Consider the following 18,477-nt stretch of genomic DNA (forward strand, 5'->3'; position numbering starts at 1 on the left):
TCCTCAACCCCGGCATCCTGGTGCCGTGAGGTGCGCGCCTTCGCGGTGATCCTCGGGCCGGCCGCGCGCCGCGGGCTGGCCCGCCTGATGCCGGTGGCCCACCACCTGCGCGCCGCCGGCGCGCGGATCCGGGTGGAGTACACGCAGAGCACCGAGCAGGCCCGCCGGTGCGCCGCCGAGGCGGTCGACGCCGGTGAGGTCGTCGTCGCCGCCGGCGGCGACGGCACCATCCGACTGCTCGCCGGTGCCGTCGTCGACGCCGGAGGGCTGCTCGGGGTCATCCCCGCCGGGCGCGGCAACGACCTGGCCCGTCAGCTGAAGCTGCCGCACTCCCCCACCGAGGTCGCCGACCTGCTGCTGCACGGTCGGCCCCGGCAGCTGGACGTGCTGCGCGTCGCGGGGCAGACGATCGTCGGAAGCGTCTACGTCGGCATCGACGCCGCCGCCAACGAACTGGCCAACCGCTCCCGCCTGCCCGCGTCGCTGGTGTATCCCACCACCGGGTTGCGTGCGCTGCTGCGCTGGCCCCGCACCCGGTACACGATCACCCTCGACGGCCGCACCGAGCAGGTGCACGCGTACACCGTCGTGGCCGCGAACTGCGGGTACTACGGTGGCGGGCTCCACGTCGCCCCGGCGGCGCGGCCCGACGACGGGATCCTGGAGGTGGTGGTGATCCGACACGCCAGCAGGCTGCTGTTCCCGATCGCCCTGTGGCGGATGCGTACCGGCTCGCACGTGCGGCTGCCGCAGGTCACCTCCTACCGCGCCAGCTCGGTCACCGTGCGCGCGGACCGTCCGGTCGCCGTGTACGGCGACGGGGACCCCGTCGGCCAGGCAGGGGCGGTGCACGTCGAGGTACGGCCGGGGGCGCTGCGGATCATCGCCGGCTAGGTGTTCTGTCTCGAAGTGCGTTAACGGCGGGTCAGTGCGTGCTGCTTGGCCCAGGTGGTGATGGTCCTGGCGATGGCCTCGGGTTGGTCCTCGGGTGCGTGGTGCCCGGCCGGGCCGCAGTGCCGGGTCTGCAGTGCGGCGATGTTGGCCTTGCACCACTCGGCCATCTCCGCGCCGATCAGTAGGGTCGGCGAGGAGTTGAAGGTGAGCAGCAGCTTGGGCACGTCGTGGCTGCTGGCCAGCCACTTGTCGTACTGCTCGACCCGGTCGGCGACGTCTGCCGGCTGCCCGTCTAGCGGTAGCGAGCGGGCCCATTCGAGGATGGGGCGGCGGCTGTCTCGGGTGGGGTACGGGGCCAGGTAGGCCGCCAGGTTCTGCTCGTCGACGGGGCGCAGTACACCCCCGGTGAAGGCTGACTCCAGGAAGAAGGTCCGGTCGAGCACCAGTTCCTCGCCCTTCGGTCCGCGCATGGCCTCGGCGCGTGACCGGGGTCCGTCGCCCAGCTCGCTCCAGGACATGGGCCGTACGATCGTCTCGAAGAAGGCCACGCCGCGGACCCGGTCGGGGTGCCGGGCCGCCCAGTCGAAGGCGAGCGCTCCGCCCCAGTCGTGGCCGACGAGTACCACGTCGTCCAGGCCCAGCTGGTCGAACCAGGCGTTCAAGTAGCGGGCGTGGTCGGCGAACCGGTAGGCCACGTCGGGCTTGCCGGAGCGGCCCATGCCGATCAGGTCCGGGGCGAGCAGGCGGGTGGGCAGGTCGACCGCGGGCAGCACGTTGCGCCACAGGTGGGATGAGCCGGGGTTGCCGTGCAGAAAGACGACGGGGATGCCGTCGCCGGGTACCTCCTCGTGGTACATGGTCGAGTCCAGCACGTTCGTGACCGGCATGACGGCCTCCGATTCGTTCGTCACACTAACGTTTCCGTGATCGACGCTAGGCCGTTAGTGTGACTAACGCAAGGGGTATCCTGGTGGCGTGAGCGACAGCACGCCCCACGACACGTCCGCAGCGACGCGACCAGGCGACCGGCGGGCGGGTGCCGAGCGCCTGCGCAGGCTGCCCACCCGGCTGCTATCCCTGGCCGCGATCCATTCCGATCGTCGGGTCAACGAGGAGCTGGCCCACGTGGATGCCCGCAAGTGGCACTACGCGGTGCTCGCGACGCTGGACGAGTTCGCCCCCGCGAGCCAGGCCGAGCTGAGCTCACGCACCGGCATCTATCGCAGCGACCTGGTCGCGGTCATCAACGAACTGGCCGACCGAGGGCTGGTCGAACGCGCACCGGACCCTGCCGACCGCCGGCGCAACATGGTCACGCTGACTGGGCCGGGCCGCCGGCAGTTGCTCAGGCTGGACAAGGTGCTCGCCGACGTGGAAGACGAGGTGCTGGCCCCGCTGACCCCAACGCAACGCGAAGAACTGGCCCGCCTGCTCACCGCCCTCGTCAACCACCACGGCCGGCAGACGTGACCGATCGAGGTGGGTTACAGCCATTCGTTGATCGCGCTGATGTACACGCTGGCTTCGTACCGAACGGCGAGTTTGTCGTAGCGGGTGGCCACGCCACGGTGGCGGTTGAGGCGGTTGATGCCGCACTCGACGGCGTGACGTTGGCGGTATATCTCCGGGCGAAGGCGGAGGGCCGGCCACCCTTGTATCCCTCGGCGCGGCCGCGGGCGTCCTGGTCGGCCTTGCTGGGGATGGTGGCCTTGATCCCCCCGGCCCGCCGCCACCGACGGAACAGGCCGTAGACCGCCTGCCAGGAGCCGTAGCATTCCGGGACATCCCGCCACGGCGCACCCACCCATACCCGCCACCGGATCCCGTCGATGAGCTGCCGCTTGGTCCATTTCGACGGCCGACCCGACTTCTTGGCCTTGGGCAGCAGCGGCGCCAACCTGGCCCAACGGGCGTCGGTCAGGTCGAACCGCCTCGTCACCGCTATGGTGTCCACGAGGTCTCCGGATGATGGGTTCTGCTTGGTCGCTGAACCATCTACCGGAGACCTCGCCACGTATCGATTACCGACACGCCGACAACACCATTAGTTAGCCCAGGCCAGACACGGGATTCACTTCGAGACGGGCCCTAGTCCGGGCGCAGGTAGCCGTCGACCAGGCGGGCCAGCTCACGGTCGAACTCGGCGACCGGCACGACGTCGGCGACCGTCCGGACGGAGAGCACGAAGGACTGCGTGGTCAGGAAGACCGCGCGGGCCATGAGCGCGGCGTCGCCGGGCCGGACCGAGCCGTCGGCCTGGCCGCCGGCCACCGCCGTCGCGAGAAACCGCAGCATCTCGTCCTGACCGCCGCCGCGCCGGTCCAGAAGGTACGGCAGCAGCACCTCCGGGTCGACGTCCCGGATCTTGCACAGCAGTGGGTGCTCCCGCAGTAGCCGCGCCCCCGCCGTCACCCGCGCCACGAGGCGGGATCGGGCTGGCCCGTCGTGTTCGTCCTCCCCGGTGGCCACCAGCACCTGATGCCACTCCCGGCTCATCAGGTCCCCGATCAGTGACTGCACGTCGGGCCAGCGCCGGTAAACGGTCATGCGCGAGACCCCGGCACGGCGCGCCACGTCCGTCAACGTCGTACGGCGCACCCCGTAGGCCAGCACGCAGTCCCGCGCGGCGTCCAGCACCAGGTCGTCCACGCGGCATGTCTACCACGCCCGCCCGGCGGGCCGGGCGCTCCCCTGGCTCGCCAGACGAGGCGCCTCACGTCCATGACCTGCATCTGCATCCCTGTCGTCAGAGCCCGGCGATAAACCAGCCATGGTCACGTTAGGCCTGGTCAGGGCAGTATCACGGGAATCTATCCTTAACCGGCTCGTGATCGTGTCCACCGGCGTTCCCAGCCGGTGCAACTCGTCCGCGTGGTGCCAGGCAACCTGAGCGTCGCCCAGCAGCAGGTGCAGCCCGGTGCCACCCTCGCTGGCACCCCGAAAGGCTCGATCAATGAGCCGTTGCTGCACTTCGCTGCTGAACAAGACCAGAAAGGGTCATCCGGACAAATTCGAATGGCCTCTGAGTTGTGTCGGGGTGGCTGGAATCGAACCGACGACCCCTTGATACCGAGAGTAATCGGACCAAGCTTGTCATTGCTTGCCGAAAGTGGTCGCTGAGCTGCAGAGACACCGCCATGCGCTCGTCGTTCCTTGTCACCCTTCGTCAACGATTGGCCCGGGTTTTCGGGGGGTAAACGGGGGACCCACAATCCCCGCCAGGTCTGAACGCCCCGCTGCATCTGCCACCCTGCCGTGCGCGCCTCGCAGCATGCGTACTGACCGAACCTGTGGCAGCCCTTCCTCGGTCAGCACCACCGTCACCGGAACGTCATGCGATGGTGGCCTCTCGATGCTGTCCCGCAACGACCGGTGCACAGGGCACTCGCACGACGAATGCAGCGGATCTGGACACCCGGCAAGAGCAGCCTTCAACCGTTGAACCCCGTCAACGGCGACCGGCCCACGACCAGTCCATGTCCCACGGCTCCTCCCAGGGCTGGTGGAAACAATCGTGATCGAAGTGCACCAGAAGCCCCGCCCCACAGAGAGGACAGGCGGACAGGCTGCTCCAACGGTAGTTGACCTGGTGCCCAGGAGTACCATGCGGCTCGCCCCAACTGCCAATACGAACAACGGCGCACTGGTCCACTCGGCAGGCGACCCAGATGCCCATGGCTAACCCTCCTCCGCCGCCTCTCGGCATCCACCGTAGAGCTCAACGCAATCATGGACGCCATGTTGATACGCACGGGCGATGGTGGAGCCCACGCTCACCTCCCAGGTGATCAACCCAGCGGCGTCGGTGGGGGCCTGCAACCCTGTGACGAGCCGCTGCCAGACCCCGGCGGGCTGCCAGCGCCGGAACAGTCCGTACACCGTCTGCCAAGGCCCGTAGCAATCCGGCACGTCGCGCCAGGGCGATCCCACCCGCACCCGCCAACGGATCCCGTCGATGAGCTGCCGTTTACTCCACTTCGGCGGACGACCTGGTTTCTCTCCAACGGGCAACAGCGGCGTCAGCGCCGTCCATTGCGCGTCGGTCAGGTCGAAACGCCTCGTCACCGCTACCCTGGCCACAAGGTCTCCGGACTGATGGTCTTCATCTTGGTCGATGAACCACCTGCCGGAGACCTCGCTACATCTCGGGCACCGGCACGCGCGTACTCGCCGGCTTGATTCGGCCTGAGCCGACTATTACTCGGCTTCGACCTCGGTGCGATAGGCAGTCAAGCCGCGGCGCTGATAGTTGCGTAGTGCATTCGGATGGTCCAACGAGCATGTGTGCAGCCAAACCCTGCGTACAGCCGGAGACTCCACGGCCTCGCTGTCCCATGCTTGCCGGATGGTCAGCGTCAGCGCATGGCCACCGAGACCCCTCCCGACATATTCGGGCAACAGCCCAAAGGTGGTGATCTCCACATCTCCGTCAGGCTGGGGTTCCAAATTAGCAACCCCCACGGTCTCGTCCTTCAGGCTGATGAACCAGTACTGGCGCAGCGGACGACACCGCATCAGCTCCTGCCACTCTTCGTTCGTGCGAGACGCACTCCGCCACCCGTAGGGGGCTCCGACCTGAGCATTGGTGGCACGCACGAGCGGCAGGCCACCGTCAACGCGCCGTAGGAGAAGTTCCGGCACCACCTTCCCAGGTCGCAGATCCTTGGCGTTACTCATCTCCAGGTAGGTGACAACCTTTGCCATCCCGGCAGGCTACCCATCGTTCCGAGTAGGCCCAACACGAGCACTTCTGAAACACGGCCTAGCTTGATCTTTAACCTGTGCGTCGTGGCCTCGGGCCCCGCCGCCGCACCGAAACCGAGCCGACCAGGCCCTGGACGACCGCCCGGACACCCCAACTGGAGCGGGAGTGTCAAGTTAACGGCTGATCTTGGTTGCTGAGGTGGTCAGTCGTTGGCCGGGGTGAGCCGGCCTTCAGAGGCGATCTGGAAGGCGTTCAGGGGTGCTTTCCAGCGCATGGTCCAGCGCCGGCGCCCGGCGCGGTCGGGTCGAGGCTCATCAGCGCCATGTAGACACACTTCAAGGCGGCTTGCTCGTTCGGGAAGTGGCCGCGAGCCCGGACGGCCTTGCGGATGCGGGCGTTGACCGACTCGATCGCGTTCGTGGAGCAGATGACTGTGCGGATCTCGACGTCGAAGGCGAGGAACGGCACGAACTCGGCCCAGGCGTTCTCCCACAGCTTCACGATCGCCGGATACTTGCGGCCCCATGCCTCGGCGAATTCGAGGAACCGCTCGGTGGCGGCGTCCTCGGTGGGCGCGGTGTAGACGGGCTTGAGCGCTTTGGCGATCTTGTCCCAGTCCTGTCGGGCGGCGTATCGGAACGAGTTGCGCAGCAAATGCACCACGCACGTTTGCACGATCGTGCGCGGCCAGACCGTCTCGACCGCCTCGGGCAGGCCCTTGAGGCCGTCGCAGACCAGCATGAGCACGTCGGCGACGCCGCGGTTCTTCAGCTCGGTGAGCACGTGCAGCCAGTGCTTGGCGCCTTCGCCGCCGTCGCCGGCCCAGATGCCGAGGATGTCGCGGTGGCCGTCGACGGTGACCGCCATGGCCAGGTAGATCGGCCGGTTCGCGACCTGCCCGTCTCTGATCTTGACGTTGATGGCATCGATGGACACGACCGGGTAGACCCGGCGGATTCTAGAGATCGTTGCGAATCATCTCGTTGCCGGTTGGCGTTGCCATTGTCGCATGAGCTGACTCGGACTCTTATCGGTCAGGCATAGCCGAGGTCGCTCGTTGAGCTGCGCGGCGATCTCCTCGAGCTGATCGTCCGTCCATCTACTTAGGTCAGTGCCCTTCGGCAGGTACTGGCGCAGGAGCCCGTTCGTGTTCTCGTTGGTGCCGCGCTGCCAGGGTGAGTGCGGGTCAGCGAAGAAGATCCCGAGACCGGTCGCTCGCTCGATGCGCTCGTGGTGGAACATCTCGTTGCCTTGATCCCAGGTCAACGTGCGACACAGCTGGGCAGGCAGCTTCGCGAACGCGCCGATGAGAGCGTCACCGACGGACCGCGCGCTGTGATCGCCAGGCAGGCTCACCAGCACGGTGAACCGGGTCTTGCGCTCCACCAGGGTTGCGATAGCGGAGCGTTGACCGGCACCCACGATCAAGTCGCCCTCCCAGTGCCCGGCCTGGCGACGGGACTCGACCACGGCCGGCCGCTCACGGATTGACTTCATGTTGGTCGACTGCTTCATGGTCGTCCGGTTCCGCTCCCACCTGCGGATCGTTTCAGCGGCACGGGTCCCCGCATGCGGGAACCGGCGTGATCCGTTGCGGGCCGGACGACCCCGAGGCGGGGAATCCGTGTGCCGGCTGACCGGCATCCCGGAGGATGGAGCGGCAACACCGCCCGGGACAGGTCCGGAGTGGGGCACGATGTGGGAAACGAAAGGTCGTGACGATGAGCCATGAGACGCCGGCCAGGGACCGCCCGCTGACCACCGCGCTCACGCAGGCTGCCGCGACTGCCGGTCTCGCCCCGTCGGTGCACAACAGCCAGCCGTGGCGCTGGACAGTCCTCCCCGACACGCTGGAGCTGCGGATGGTGCACGAGCCGCAACTCGCTGCCACCGATCCGGAGAATCGGCTAGTGACGTTGAGCTGCGGCTTGGCGCTGCACCACGCGCGGGTGGCGCTGGCCGCCGAGGGTTGGCCCGCCCAGGTGGAGCGGCTACCCGACCCGGGCCAGCTTGAGCTGCTCGCCCGGCTCGGCCGGTTCCAGCAGACCGTGGCGGACGCGGACGCGACCCGCCTCGTGCAGTGCATGCGGGTCCGGCAGACGGACCGGCGGCCGGTCAGTGACGAGCAGGTGCCCGACGCCACGCTCGACGAAATCGTCAAGGCGGCCGGCGCGCAGGGCACCCGACTCCAGTTGCTCGGCCCCGACCAGGTGGTGGAGTTGGCGGCCGCGGCGGCCCAGGCCGCAGTGGTCGCGGCGGAGGAGCCGGAGCTGCAGGAGGAGCTGGCGTACTGGACCAGCCGGGCCAACACCGGCGTCGGGCTGCCGCCCGAGGTGCTGCCCGAGCGGCCCCCGCAGACCACCGTGCCGGGCCGGGACTTCGGCCATCCCGGCACCCTGCCGATCGGCCCCGGGCACGACCGCGCGGCCGTCTACGGAATCCTCTGGAACACCGACGACGAGCCGGACAGCTGGCTGCGCGCCGGTGAGGGGCTATCCGCCGCCTGGCTGACCGCCACCCGGCTCGGCGTCTCGATGGTGCCGCTCAGCGGCGTGGTCGAGACCGACGGCACCCGGCAGACTGTGCGCCAGATGCTGGCGGGGCTCGGCTTCCCGTATCTGGCGATGCGCCTGGGGATCGCCGACCGGGCGCACGCCGCGCCACCCCACACTCCGCGCCTGCCCACCGAGCAGGTCGTCGACACCTCCGCGGTGGACGCCGGCACCAGGTAGCGGGCCCGTCCCCGGACGCTCACCCCGTGGCGGCCAAGCCAAGTAAACGAGCGCCTCGCGCTTGCCTGTACGGCAGCCTTAAAGTTCTTCAGAGCCACTCGTTGATTGCCACGACGTGGAGGGTGGCCTGGTAGCGCACGGCGAGCTTGTCGAATCTGGTGGCGACGGCTCGGTGGCGTTTGAGTCACCCGTGCCCCTTGCGGCGCGTCCTGCCGGGCTGAAAATCGGGGTGTGGTTGCTCGCCGACGTCGAACCGCCTTGGTGCCATGAGCCCGTGTTTGAGTCAGACGCTGGGAGCTGCTTCAGGGGTCCTGCATTGTCGCTTCGAGCATGCGGGTCAGATTCTCGCTTTCCCCGCCGGCTCCCGGTCGAGGGTCGCCGCGGCGTTCACCGAACTCACCCTGGCGATCTGACGTCGAAACCCCGGCTCAGCGCGTCGTCCGCTCCGAGAACGCAACAGCGCCCCTGCAGGTCCTACACGGTGTCCGCCTCACCACCGCTTCGGACACCCGGGACGCGACGGCTGGTGTCTACCTCGCTATTCCACCCGAGCGGCACGGGTTGATGGCCATCGACGATTCCGTCGTTCGGCTCACCGTGGCGACACAGCCTCCTGCCTGATCCAGCCCGAGCAGTCCAACCTCGTCACCGTGGGTGAGCCCGGTCCGAGGGTTTCAGAACTCCGTGCTGCACCGCTCGACCTTGCGGTCCGCTCATCCGTCCGCAGGGTTCTTCGGACCGGGCACGGTGAAGATTTCGACAGGTATGGGCCGTCGGTGGTCCGATCCCGGCCGTTCCCGGTCTTCCGGCCGCTGTCCGGCCCGCTTCCGCTGCGTCTCGTCGAACTGGACGAGACACGGATGGGAGGTGAAGGACGGTTTCAGGGCGGTAGCCGCTAAGGGTGCTCCCATCTCCGACAGGGCTCCGCGCATCAGCCCAAGGTGTACCGAACATGCGATATCGGGGCGTTGCTCGGCCACCGTCCGAAACGGACAGCGATGCAACTGCACGGAAGAACCGTCCGACCCCGGTTCTGGCTCGAACCCAAGGTCGTCTAGCAGGGAAACCAGCTGTTCGAGCGCCTTCTCAGAGGTGATGGAGGAAAAGGGGCCGGGCCGCTCCGTGAGGTGACGGCCCCATTCGCGCCCTGCGGCAAGCGACGCTTCGGCCGGAGAGGGGGACGAGGTGGCAAGCTGGCCGGCGAGGATCTCCGCGAGGAGTTGATACCCGTTGCCGGATCCGCCGTCCGCGTTGCCAGCAGCGGAGTAGACAAGTTTGGGCCGGCCGGGACCGCTCGGTCCGACCCGCTGCTCCTGGACGAGTCCCTCCTTGGCGAGCTTGTCCAGATGGAACCTGACCGTGTTGCTGTGCAGGCCCACTTCATCGGCGAGCTGCTTGATCGTCAGTGGTTCGCGGCTGCGACGCAGCGTGTCGAGGAGCGCGACCCGCGAGACGCCGTCGAGTGTTCGACCCGTTTTCGGTGCTGCCATGACCTAATTTTATCCCAAACTTTTCGTAGAAACCTGGGTCCGGTTTGGGACTCCTTCGACGAGAGGTGAAGCTGAGTCCGCCATACGAGACGGAATGCAGGAGAAGCGACAGAGTTGATGTATCCGGGCACCGAACCTTAATGGCCGGGCAGGATGCCAGTGCCCGGCGCGCGCGTTCCGCGTGCGCCGGGCATCAGCCATTGTCTGCGTCGGGGCCGTCCGCTGTTCACGTGCGGGCGACGGTTTCGATCATCGGTGGCGGACCCTACTTGACGGAGAACAGACCGAGCGCTCCGCGCGACATGTTCCGCATCTCGTGGTTGAGGAACGGGTAGCTGCCCGGGTCGTCCAGGGTGAACTCGACGAACCCGCCCTGCGTGGGCGACAGGTCCAGTGTCTGGGAACCACCGTGGTCGGGGTTACCGCGCTTGAGCTGGTAGTTGCCTTCCTTCCACACGGTGTCGAAGATCGTTCCGACGGTGTGGAAGGCCAGCTCATCGTTGATCGCCGCGTTCACGACCCACGCGCGTACCCGCTCGCCGCGCTTCACCTCGATCGGCTGAAACGCGTACTGGTTGAAGTAACCGTTGAAGACTGCGCCGTCGCTGTCGTTGGCCAGCATCTTCGTCAAGTCCTGTACCTCGCCGTTCGGGCCGAGGTACAGCTCGGACTGGATCAGGACGATCTCCTTATCGACCTTGGGCAGGTTCGGGGGATCGACAATGACCGCTCCGAACATCCCATTGCCCATGTGGTGGATCATGGGCGCGGCGCCGCAGTGGTAGGTGAAGACACCGGCGTACTCGGCCTTGAACTCGTAGATCAGCGACTCGCCCGGCTTGATCTGACGCATCTGGACGTCCGGAGACACCTTGGAGGCGTGGAAGTCGATCGAGTGGGGCATGGTGCCGTCGTTGACCAGCTTGACCCTGAAGGTGTCACCGACCTTGCCGCGGAGCACCGGACCGGGCGCGGTGCCGCCGAAGGTCCACAGGTCCTGCTGCACCCCGGGCGCCACCTCGATCTTCGATTCCTTGACCCGCATCTCGACCTCGTGGACCTTGTTGCCGTCGGCCGGCTTGAGAATCGGGTCGTATGCCTTCCAGTCGGCGGCGGGCTTGGCGTTGGCATCGATCTTGGCGCTGTTGCCGGCTGCCGCCGGGGCGTTCTGGCCGACCGCTGCCGCGGTGTCGCCCTGAACGTTCACGGCGAGGACCATTCCGGCGGCCTTGTGGCCGGCAACCAGGCACCACGCCTGGGTGGACTCGGTGAGCGCGTCCCAGGTGATCGTCGTCGAGCCACCGGCCTTGATCATGGGTTCGTCGCGGCCCTCGAGCGCGAGGTTGTGGTCCATCGCACCCTTGTTGACGACGTTCAGCACCACCTTCGCACCGCGGGGGACGTCGATGGAGGAGGGCTTGATGTAGAGATCGCCAAGCTCGATATCGAATTTCACATCCGCGACTGCGGCGGAAGCGGGCCTGGTGCCGCCTGCTGAAGCAGCCGAAGTGAAGGCGGTGTCGGGCTTGAACACGCCGACCACCACGAAGCCGACGAGCAGGCCCAGCGCCACCGTTGCCCCGATCCAGGGCAGGAGCGGGTTCACGACACTTGCGAGCGAGCGCCAGGCGCCGGCCGGTGGGGTGGCGCGTGGGGGATCCGTGCTAACTGACACGATGGTACTCCAATCTGCGAAGTTTCAGATGAGGGAGGGAAGGGAGGGAACGGGAGCCGGTCGGGCAGGGCCATCAACGCCTGCCGGTGCCGGGAACCGGTTCATCAGCTCAGCTCACGATCATTTCGGTGAACATTCCGAACATGCCTGTGGGTCCCTCGGAGTGCGGGAAGATGTGGCAGTGGAAGGCCCAGGTGCCGACGCGATCAGCCTTGACCAGTACGCTGTAGCGCTCTCCGGGTGCGATCGACACCGTGTCGACCTTGTAGGGCGTGGCGATCGGGAAGCCGTCCTTGGCCACGACCAGCTGGTCCAAGCCGTGCAGGTGCATCGGGTGGTCCATGGTGCCGGCGTTGACGTAGTGGATCAGGACTGATTCGCCCTTCTTCACCCGCACAGGCTCGGTGGCCGGGAACGACTTGCCGTTCAGGCTCAGTCCGATCTTGCCGGAATCCTGCAGCTGGATCGGGATCTCCTGGCTGATCTTGCTGCCGGCCGGGAGCGGCACGTCACCGATCAGGAAGGTGCCCCACAGGCCCGCGGGCACCTGGGTGGTGCCGTCGTGGTGGGAGTGGTACCAGCCGACGGACTGCCGCTCGGCAGTGATCTTGTAGGTGAAGCTCTGCCCCGGAGTGACCGGGTCCTGGGTGATGTTGGCGACGCCGTCCATCTCGTTCTGGATCGGCACGCCGTGCCAGTGGATCACAGTGGAGACATCGAGCTCGTTCTTGAGCACGACCTCCACCTTGTCGCCGACGTCCACCTTGATGGTGGGGCCGGGAACCATGCCGTTGTAGGCGATGGCATCGACGACCTTGCCCGGTTCCACCTCCCACTTGACCTTCTTGGCGGTGAGGGTGAACTGCTTCGTGCCGTCCTTCAGCACCGTGGGCTTGATGAACTCCCCTCCCCTGCCCTTGGTCTCGGCAGGGAACGAATGGTCGCGCTCGGCCATCGTCTTGTCCATGGCCTTCCAGTCGTGCGGCCCGGCCTCCGCGTGGGTGCCACCACTCGACGAGGAGTCCGAGCTGCCGTGCGCGGCGCCGGCAGGCGCACCGGCTACAGGCGCACCGGCTACTGGGACCGGGGAGGCCACCTGGGAGACCGTCACCCACGGAACGGCGACGGCAATCGCGAAGGAGACAGCGCCAACCAGCGCCTTTGTCGTCAACATACTGCCCTCCTCGGGCTGATGTTTTGCTTCATGTTTGAATTTTTACCATAAAAACCAGTGATGGACGGGCCTCGGCCACGTGACCCCTGCCACCTCCGGGAATTCGGTCTCAGGTCACATTCATTGTCCGACGAATTCCCACGATCCTCGTTTTTATGGTAAGAATTCAGAGCAACGCAACGGCACGGGGCTGAGCCTTCAACCCCGTCGACTACCTTGGAGAGCCCTGTGCGCAGCATCCTGTCGCGGCGTGCGCTGGTGTCCGCGGTCGCCCTGGCCACGATCGGTGCGCTGACCGCTTGCCAGTCCGCGAGCGGCACCACGCCCACCGGCCAAATAAGCCCGAGTCACACCGATCCCGGCCACGCCGACCCCAGCGACAACGCCGCCCGCTCGGTACCCGTCGGCTGGGTCCTGCTGGCGTCCGGGCAGGCGGACACGGCGAAGCTGTCGCCGCCGGCCGCCTCGCGCCTAATGGCCTACACCACGATCGCGATGCACGAGGCAGTCGCCGCCGCCGAGCCGGCCGCCGGCTCATTCGACGGCCAGCTGACCGGTATGCCAGCGATGCCGCCGGTCGAGGCGGGAGGTCGCCTGGACGCCGAGGCCACTGCGGCCGCCGCCGCCCGGGACGTGGTCATCGGCCTGCTCGGCCCCGACGCCTCAACGCCCAGCCGATCCGCCATCGACACCCTTTACAGCCTGCACCAGGAGCGGCGCACCTCCGACGCCGTGCCCGACACCGTGCTGCGCTCCTCGGAGGTACACGGCGAGAAGATCGCCCTGGCGATCCTGGGGTGGGCGGCAAGCGACGGCATCGCCGGCCGCAACGCACCCTACAAGGCACCCAGCGGCCTCGGCCGCTGGGAGCTGGCACCGCCGGCAACCGCCGCGGTCGAACCGCACTGGGGCAAGCTGCGCACCTTCGCCCTCACCCACGCCCAGCAGGTGCAGCCCGTCGCCCCGCCGGCGTACTCGGCCGAGCCGGGATCGGAGTTCGCCGCCCAAGCCCGGCAGGTCTACGACGCGAGTCGGGCCCTGACCGACCAGCAGCGCGCCAGCGCCCGCTTCTGGGCGATGGGACCGGCGATGCGGTGGATGACCATCGCCGCCGACCAGGTCGAACAGAAAGGACTCGCGCCCGAGCGCGCCACGCGCGCCCTGGCGCTGACCGCCGTCGCGCTCGCCGACGCCGCGCTCGCCAGCTGGGCGGCAAAGTACCAGCACACCGTCATGCGCCCGATCACCTACATCCAGCGCCACATCGACCCGACCTGGACGCCCCTGCTGCCCACGCCCGGACACCCCGAGTTCCCCGCCGGACACTCGGCCAGCGCCACCGCAGCCGCCACCGTCCTCACCGCCCAGTTCGGCACCGTCCCCGTCACCGCCCGCGACGCGACCGGCATCGAGCCGGACCGCCGCCTGCCGTCATTCGACGCCGCCGCCACCGAGACCGCGATGTCACGCGTATACGCCGGTGTGCACTACCCGAAGGGACTCGACGCCGGCGCCGACCAAGGACGCCGCATCGCACAACTGGTCCTGCAGCGCCTGGGCAATCCGGCAAAACGCTAACCGCCAGGTCATTCTGCGGCTGCGCTGTCTCGGCTGGTGGGAACCTAGTAACTCACCAGGAGAACACCATGACCAACCAGAAGCCGAGCGTCGTCCTCGTACACGGCGGCTTCGCGAAATCCGCGAACTGGTCCGGGGGCGTCGAGCGGTTGCAGGACCGGTCCAGCTGTTTCCTCCTTCCGGCTGCGGCGCTGGGGGCTTCCCGCCCGCTGAAGACGGCGCTCATGGGGCGTTTGAAGCGGGATCCAAGTATCGAAAGGAGAAGGGTGGCGCGGTGAGGACCAGTCGACTGGAGGCATTCAGTGATGGGGTGCTTGCCATCATCATCACGATCATGGTGCTGGAGCTGAGGGTGCCGGAGGGTCACGATCTCTCCGACCTCGTCCACACGACCGGCGTCGGGCTGCTGACCTATCTCCTCAGCTTTGTCTATGTGGGCATCTACTGGAACAACCACCACCACATGTTCCACCTGGCTCGGCGGGTCAGTGGCGGTGTGCTGTGGGCGAACCTGGGGCTGCTGTTCTGCCTGTCGCTGGTCCCGTTCACGACAGCCTGGGTGTCCGAATCGAGGTTCGAGCAGATTCCGGTCGTCATCTACGGTTTGAACCTGCTCAGCGCGGCCGTCGCGTACCTCGTGCTCCAGACGGTGATCATCCGGCAGCAGGGACCGGAGTCGCCGCTGCGCCAGGCCGTCGGCACTGACCTCAAGGGCAAGATCTTCTCCCCAGCGGTCCACGTCGCCGGGATCCTCAGCGCCCTGACGATCGACCCGAGCGGGCATGTCGGAGTTTGGATTGCCATGGCGTGCTTCGTCGTCATCGCGATCATATGGATCGTCCCCGACCGCCGCATCGACCGGGTGGTCCGCCAGTACGAGACTCCGGACTGAGGGCGGGAGGTCGGCCTCGCCGCTCGTTGCATCCTCTCGAGCCCGTTTCCACGGCAGGAACCGAGACAGGCCGAGGTCAACGAACTCTTCGACGATCTCGCTCGCAAGCGTATGCATCGTGCCCGTCACGCCGTTCGTGCCTGACGCGCCGCTCGCGGCCGACGGACCGCGCACCACGCGGTCGGCCGGTCATCCAGTACCACGGACGGGGGCGGCCAGTCCGTGCCTTCAACGGAAACCGGTTCGGTTGGCTCTGGCACGGAAACGGTGGCGAGCTAATCCACAGTGGTCATTCGGGGTGCGGCAAGCTGGCGCCGGCGCGGCTCAGACCCTGATCAAGACGTTGTTCCCTCAGCTGTCCTCGCTGCAGATTGATGAGGTGGTTGATCAGGGACCGGTCGTGCTGGTCCGTGCCCGGACGCCGGCGGCGGCCTTCGCGTGCTCGCAGTGCGGGCAGCCGGCCCAGCGCGTACACGCCTGTCACCAGCGTCGCCTGCCCGACCTTCCTTTCGGCGACTGGGGCGTAGTCGTGCAGCTGCGGTCGCGCCTGGTGTGCCAGACCCCCGGCTGCACGCGGCGCACGTTCCGGGAGCAGGTGGCAGCACTCGCAGCGGTGGGCGCGGCCGACCGGCGATGTCGTCTGCGAGCTGAGCGGTGACGGCCGCGATCGCGGCCACGAACGTGAGGTCGAACAGCAGTTCGAGCTGGCTTGCGGCGTGGTGCGGCTCGTCGATCGCACGCGCTCGTTCGACCCCGGACAAGGCATCCGGTACTTGCTGGCGGCAAGGTCACGGTCCGGTCGCTCCATAAGTCCTGCAGCTGACAAGGCAGGACAGCGCTCCCGCCTGTGGCACCTGGGCGCCGGGGGTCAGCGACTTTCCGGGGACATTTGCGGAGGTGTCACAGGCCCGGGGGTTCGCGGTCTTAACTGGTGAGGGGATGGCAGCTGATGCCCCGGCGAACAGGAAGGTTTGTCGTGAAGATCGTGGTAATCGGCGGTACTGGTCTGATTGGGTCGAAGGTCGTGGCGAAGCTCGGCGAGCACGGCCACGAGGCCGTGGCGGCGGCACCGAACACCGGCGTCAACACCCTCACCGGCGAGGGCCTGGCCGAGGCGTTGGTCGGGGCGTCCGTGGTGGTCGACGTGTCGAACGCCCCCGCGTGGGAGGACACGGCGGTGATGAACTTCTTCACGACCTCCACCCGCAATCTGCTCACGGCGGAGGCGGCGGCCCGGGGTGAGCCACCACGTGGCGCTGTCGATCGTGGGGACCGAGCGGCTGCCCGAGAACGGCTACTTCCGGGCCAAGGCTGCGCAGGAGAAGCTGATCGCGGACTCGTCGATCCCGTTCTCGATCGTGCACGCGACGCAGTTCTTCGAGTTCGTCCAGGGCATCGCCGACGCCGGCGCGGACGGTGACACGGTCCGGATGGCACCGGTGCAGTTCCAGCCCATGGCCAGCGACGAGGTGGCCCAGACGGTCGGCCGGGTGGCGGTGGGATCGCCGTTGAACGGGCGCATCGAGGTGGCCGGGCCCGAGCGGCTTCGCATGGACGAGTTCTTCCGGACCGCCTTGGCTGCTCTGGGCGATCCGCGTCAGGTGGTCACCGACCCGCACGCGCGCTACTTCGGCTCCGAGTTGAGCGAGCGGAGTCTGGTGCCGGATGACGGGGCGCTCCTCGGGGAGATCACGTACGCCGACTGGCTGGGCCGGACCAAGTCCGGCAAGTAGCCCGCCGACCCGGCTCACCATTCAGCAGCCAAGGAGGTACGTCCGATGTCCGCCAACGATCCGACCAACGCCGAGCCGAAGCGCAGATCGACCGCGTGGCAGACGGCGCTCACCATGCTGCAGGAGGCCGAGCCGCCGTTCATCCCGACGGGAGCGCATGCGATGACCGTGGTCATCGAGTACCCGCCCGGCGACCCCGGTACGCCCCCGCACCGCCACTCCGGCCCCGCGTTCGGTTACGTGCTGGAAGGCGAGATGCTGCTGGAGATCGAAGGCGAGCCTGAGCGGATCGTACGAGCCGGCGAGGCGTTCTGGGAGCCGGGTGGCGACGTCATCCACTACCAGGACGCCAACAACCGCGACGACATCCCGCTGCGTTTCACCGTCACGATGCTGTGCGAACCCGGCAAGCCGATGCTCACCCTCGTGGACGACGAAGAGCTCGCCCAGCGCAAGGACCGCCGCGCCCCTCGCCCGTCCTGACCACGCCGACTGCACTCCAGCCGACAACGGGCCAGCCGACAACGGGCGTGCGAGGCCGACATCCATCGAAATCACGCAGGAGGAACGATGAGCACTCCGACCGGAGACACCGACTCATTGCACGAGCTCGAGGCCGAGGTCGAGGTCGAGGCGGAACTGGCCAGGGGGCGGGACGTGGCTGACGCCCGCGGGCCCGTTACCCCCAACGGGCGCGGGCCGGCCTCCGCCGAAGCGTTGGCCGGCCCGTGCCCTCGGGCTCAGCAGCGGGCTGGCTGCAGGGCGACGTCGGTGCTGACCGTGCTACCGGACCGCACCTTGACCGTCTTTGTCAGACTGGTGAATCCATCCTTCGAGAAGACCAGCGTGACCGTCCCGCTGATCGACCCAGACCGACCAGTTGCCGGCGTCATCGGTCCACAGGGTGATGGTGGAGTGTTTCGTCCGAAGCGTGACCGTGGCCCGCGACAGCGGCGCGACCGGACCGGTGCACCCGGCTCCGCTCATCGTGCCGCTCAGCCGACCCCACGTCTTCGGCGGATCGACGTGCATCGTGACCGTACCGGTGCGGGCTGCACGGGGCCGTCGACCCGGACCGCCAGGGCGGCCGTGTAGTCCCCCGGCTGGTCCACGCTTGACGCGTTGCCGGCGTCCAGCGTGAGCGTCACGGTCTTGCTCTCCCTGGGCTGAAGCGTGAAGGCACTGCCACTTTCGGCGAGCCACCATTGGTGACTCGCTGCGCGGCGACGCCGACAAGGACGGCGACGAGGACAAGGGCGAGACCGCCGGCGGCCCCGCCGATCGGATGGGCCGGGGTGGGGGCGCGGACACGGGTTACCTCCGGGCGGTGAGCAGGACCCGGGCGGCCGGTACGAGGAATTGCACCAGCGCGGCGAGGATCAGCAGTGAGGTGATGATGCGGACGAACGGCGGCGTGGGCAGCACGTACACCGCCAGGGCGACGTTGGTCATGGCGACGCGCTGCGGGCCGTGCCGCTCCAGCAGCGCGCTGCGCCGGCGGGCCGGGCCCGGCCCGCCGCCGAGGACCACCGGCAGCAGGTGGGTCAGGGCTCCGACGAGGACCTGTGCGACGAACCCGACGAGCAGCGAGACGAGGACGGCGC

General features: G+C 67.8%; 16 protein-coding genes and 6 pseudogenes. 9 read left to right on the plus strand and 13 right to left on the minus strand.

Translation table 11 applies throughout. From position 1 onward, the window contains the following. A partial coding sequence (locus tag NCC78_RS13255; protein WP_250794818.1) for a diacylglycerol/lipid kinase family protein occupies positions 1 to 894 on the plus strand: 894 nt, incomplete at its 5' end. Between the two features lie 20 nt (positions 895 to 914). On the opposite strand, the gene NCC78_RS13260 is transcribed toward NCC78_RS13255, so the two are convergent. Further along, the gene (locus tag NCC78_RS13260; protein WP_284706296.1) at positions 915 to 1,805 is read right to left on the minus strand and encodes a haloalkane dehalogenase; all 891 of its coding nucleotides are present in this window, start codon (positions 1,803 to 1,805) and stop codon (positions 915 to 917) included. Positions 1,806 to 1,869: 64 nt separating this feature from the next. On the opposite strand from NCC78_RS13260, the gene NCC78_RS13265 reads away from it, so the two are divergent. Beyond that, complete coding sequence (locus tag NCC78_RS13265; RefSeq protein WP_250794820.1) at positions 1,870 to 2,364, plus strand: MarR family winged helix-turn-helix transcriptional regulator; 495 nt, start codon at positions 1,870 to 1,872, stop codon at positions 2,362 to 2,364. A gap of 14 nt (positions 2,365 to 2,378) precedes the next feature. On the opposite strand, the pseudogene NCC78_RS13270 reads toward NCC78_RS13265, so the two are convergent. The 6 genes and pseudogenes from NCC78_RS13270 to NCC78_RS13295 all read right to left on the minus strand — a co-directional run bounded on the left by NCC78_RS13270 (position 2,379) and on the right by NCC78_RS13295 (position 7,243). After that, positions 2,379 to 2,848: pseudogene (locus NCC78_RS13270) on the minus strand (transposase). Between the two features lie 134 nt (positions 2,849 to 2,982). Further along, on the minus strand, positions 2,983 to 3,543 hold the full coding sequence (locus NCC78_RS13275) for a TetR/AcrR family transcriptional regulator (protein WP_250794821.1): 561 nt from the start codon (positions 3,541 to 3,543) through the stop codon (positions 2,983 to 2,985). Positions 3,544 to 4,632: 1,089 nt separating this feature from the next. Beyond that, a pseudogene (locus NCC78_RS13280) lies at positions 4,633 to 4,974 on the minus strand (transposase); the annotation flags it as partial. A gap of 117 nt (positions 4,975 to 5,091) precedes the next feature. After that, on the minus strand, positions 5,092 to 5,598 hold the full coding sequence (locus NCC78_RS13285) for a GNAT family N-acetyltransferase (protein WP_250794822.1): 507 nt from the start codon (positions 5,596 to 5,598) through the stop codon (positions 5,092 to 5,094). A gap of 203 nt (positions 5,599 to 5,801) precedes the next feature. Continuing rightward, positions 5,802 to 6,547: pseudogene (locus NCC78_RS13290) on the minus strand (IS256 family transposase); the annotation flags it as partial. A gap of 27 nt (positions 6,548 to 6,574) precedes the next feature. Beyond that, entirely contained in the window at positions 6,575 to 7,243 is a 669-nt protein-coding gene (locus NCC78_RS13295; RefSeq protein ID WP_284706297.1) for an IS30 family transposase, read from the minus strand. A 77-nt stretch (positions 7,244 to 7,320) separates the two neighbouring features. Here NCC78_RS13295 and NCC78_RS13300 point away from each other — a divergent pair, with 77 nt between their 5' ends. After that, entirely contained in the window at positions 7,321 to 8,331 is a 1,011-nt protein-coding gene (locus tag NCC78_RS13300) for an Acg family FMN-binding oxidoreductase (RefSeq protein WP_250794824.1), read from the plus strand. Between the two features lie 88 nt (positions 8,332 to 8,419). On the opposite strand, the pseudogene NCC78_RS13305 reads toward NCC78_RS13300, so the two are convergent. The 4 genes and pseudogenes from NCC78_RS13305 to NCC78_RS13320 form a co-directional block, all read right to left on the minus strand. Continuing rightward, positions 8,420 to 8,515, minus strand: a pseudogene (locus tag NCC78_RS13305) (IS5 family transposase); the annotation flags it as partial. Positions 8,516 to 9,044: 529 nt separating this feature from the next. Further along, positions 9,045 to 9,821: a helix-turn-helix transcriptional regulator gene (locus NCC78_RS13310; protein WP_250794825.1), complete on the minus strand. Its 777-nt coding sequence runs from the start codon at positions 9,819 to 9,821 to the stop codon at positions 9,045 to 9,047. Positions 9,822 to 10,086: 265 nt separating this feature from the next. Beyond that, positions 10,087 to 11,427, minus strand: coding sequence for a multicopper oxidase domain-containing protein (locus NCC78_RS13315; RefSeq protein WP_250794826.1), 1,341 nt, complete (start codon positions 11,425 to 11,427; stop codon positions 10,087 to 10,089). 178 nt (positions 11,428 to 11,605) lie between these two features. Further along, entirely contained in the window at positions 11,606 to 12,667 is a 1,062-nt protein-coding gene (locus NCC78_RS13320; RefSeq protein WP_250794827.1) for a multicopper oxidase family protein, read from the minus strand. A gap of 231 nt (positions 12,668 to 12,898) precedes the next feature. Between NCC78_RS13320 and NCC78_RS13325 the strand changes: the two genes are divergently transcribed. From NCC78_RS13325 to NCC78_RS13350, 6 genes and pseudogenes are all read left to right on the plus strand, one after another. Next, positions 12,899 to 14,248, plus strand: a complete 1,350-nt coding sequence (locus tag NCC78_RS13325; protein ID WP_250794828.1) for a vanadium-dependent haloperoxidase — start codon at positions 12,899 to 12,901, stop codon at positions 14,246 to 14,248. Positions 14,249 to 14,316: 68 nt separating this feature from the next. Then, positions 14,317 to 14,526 (plus strand): hypothetical protein, encoded by a 210-nt coding sequence (locus NCC78_RS13330; protein ID WP_250794829.1) that lies wholly within the window; start codon positions 14,317 to 14,319, stop codon positions 14,524 to 14,526. Further along, complete coding sequence (locus tag NCC78_RS13335) at positions 14,523 to 15,140, plus strand: TMEM175 family protein (protein ID WP_284706298.1); 618 nt, start codon at positions 14,523 to 14,525, stop codon at positions 15,138 to 15,140. The genes NCC78_RS13330 and NCC78_RS13335 overlap by 4 nt, the downstream gene beginning before the upstream one ends. Before the next feature lie 949 nt (positions 15,141 to 16,089). Beyond that, a pseudogene (locus tag NCC78_RS32515) lies at positions 16,090 to 16,245 on the plus strand (NAD-dependent epimerase/dehydratase family protein); the annotation flags it as partial. Between the two features lie 145 nt (positions 16,246 to 16,390). Then, entirely contained in the window at positions 16,391 to 16,873 is a 483-nt protein-coding gene (locus NCC78_RS13345) for an SDR family oxidoreductase (protein WP_250794832.1), read from the plus strand. 45 nt (positions 16,874 to 16,918) lie between these two features. Then, entirely contained in the window at positions 16,919 to 17,356 is a 438-nt protein-coding gene (locus NCC78_RS13350) for a cupin domain-containing protein (protein WP_250794833.1), read from the plus strand. A 257-nt stretch (positions 17,357 to 17,613) separates the two neighbouring features. Here the strand turns inward: NCC78_RS13350 and NCC78_RS32520 are convergent, their stop codons facing one another. Further along, positions 17,614 to 17,766: a PEGA domain-containing protein gene (locus NCC78_RS32520; RefSeq protein ID WP_372495125.1), complete on the minus strand. Its 153-nt coding sequence runs from the start codon at positions 17,764 to 17,766 to the stop codon at positions 17,614 to 17,616. A gap of 421 nt (positions 17,767 to 18,187) precedes the next feature. Further along, positions 18,188 to 18,477 (minus strand): annotated as a pseudogene (locus NCC78_RS13355) (hypothetical protein); the annotation flags it as partial.

The organism is Micromonospora phytophila (assembly GCF_023656545.1).
Taxonomy (GTDB): domain Bacteria; phylum Actinomycetota; class Actinomycetes; order Mycobacteriales; family Micromonosporaceae; genus Micromonospora; species Micromonospora phytophila.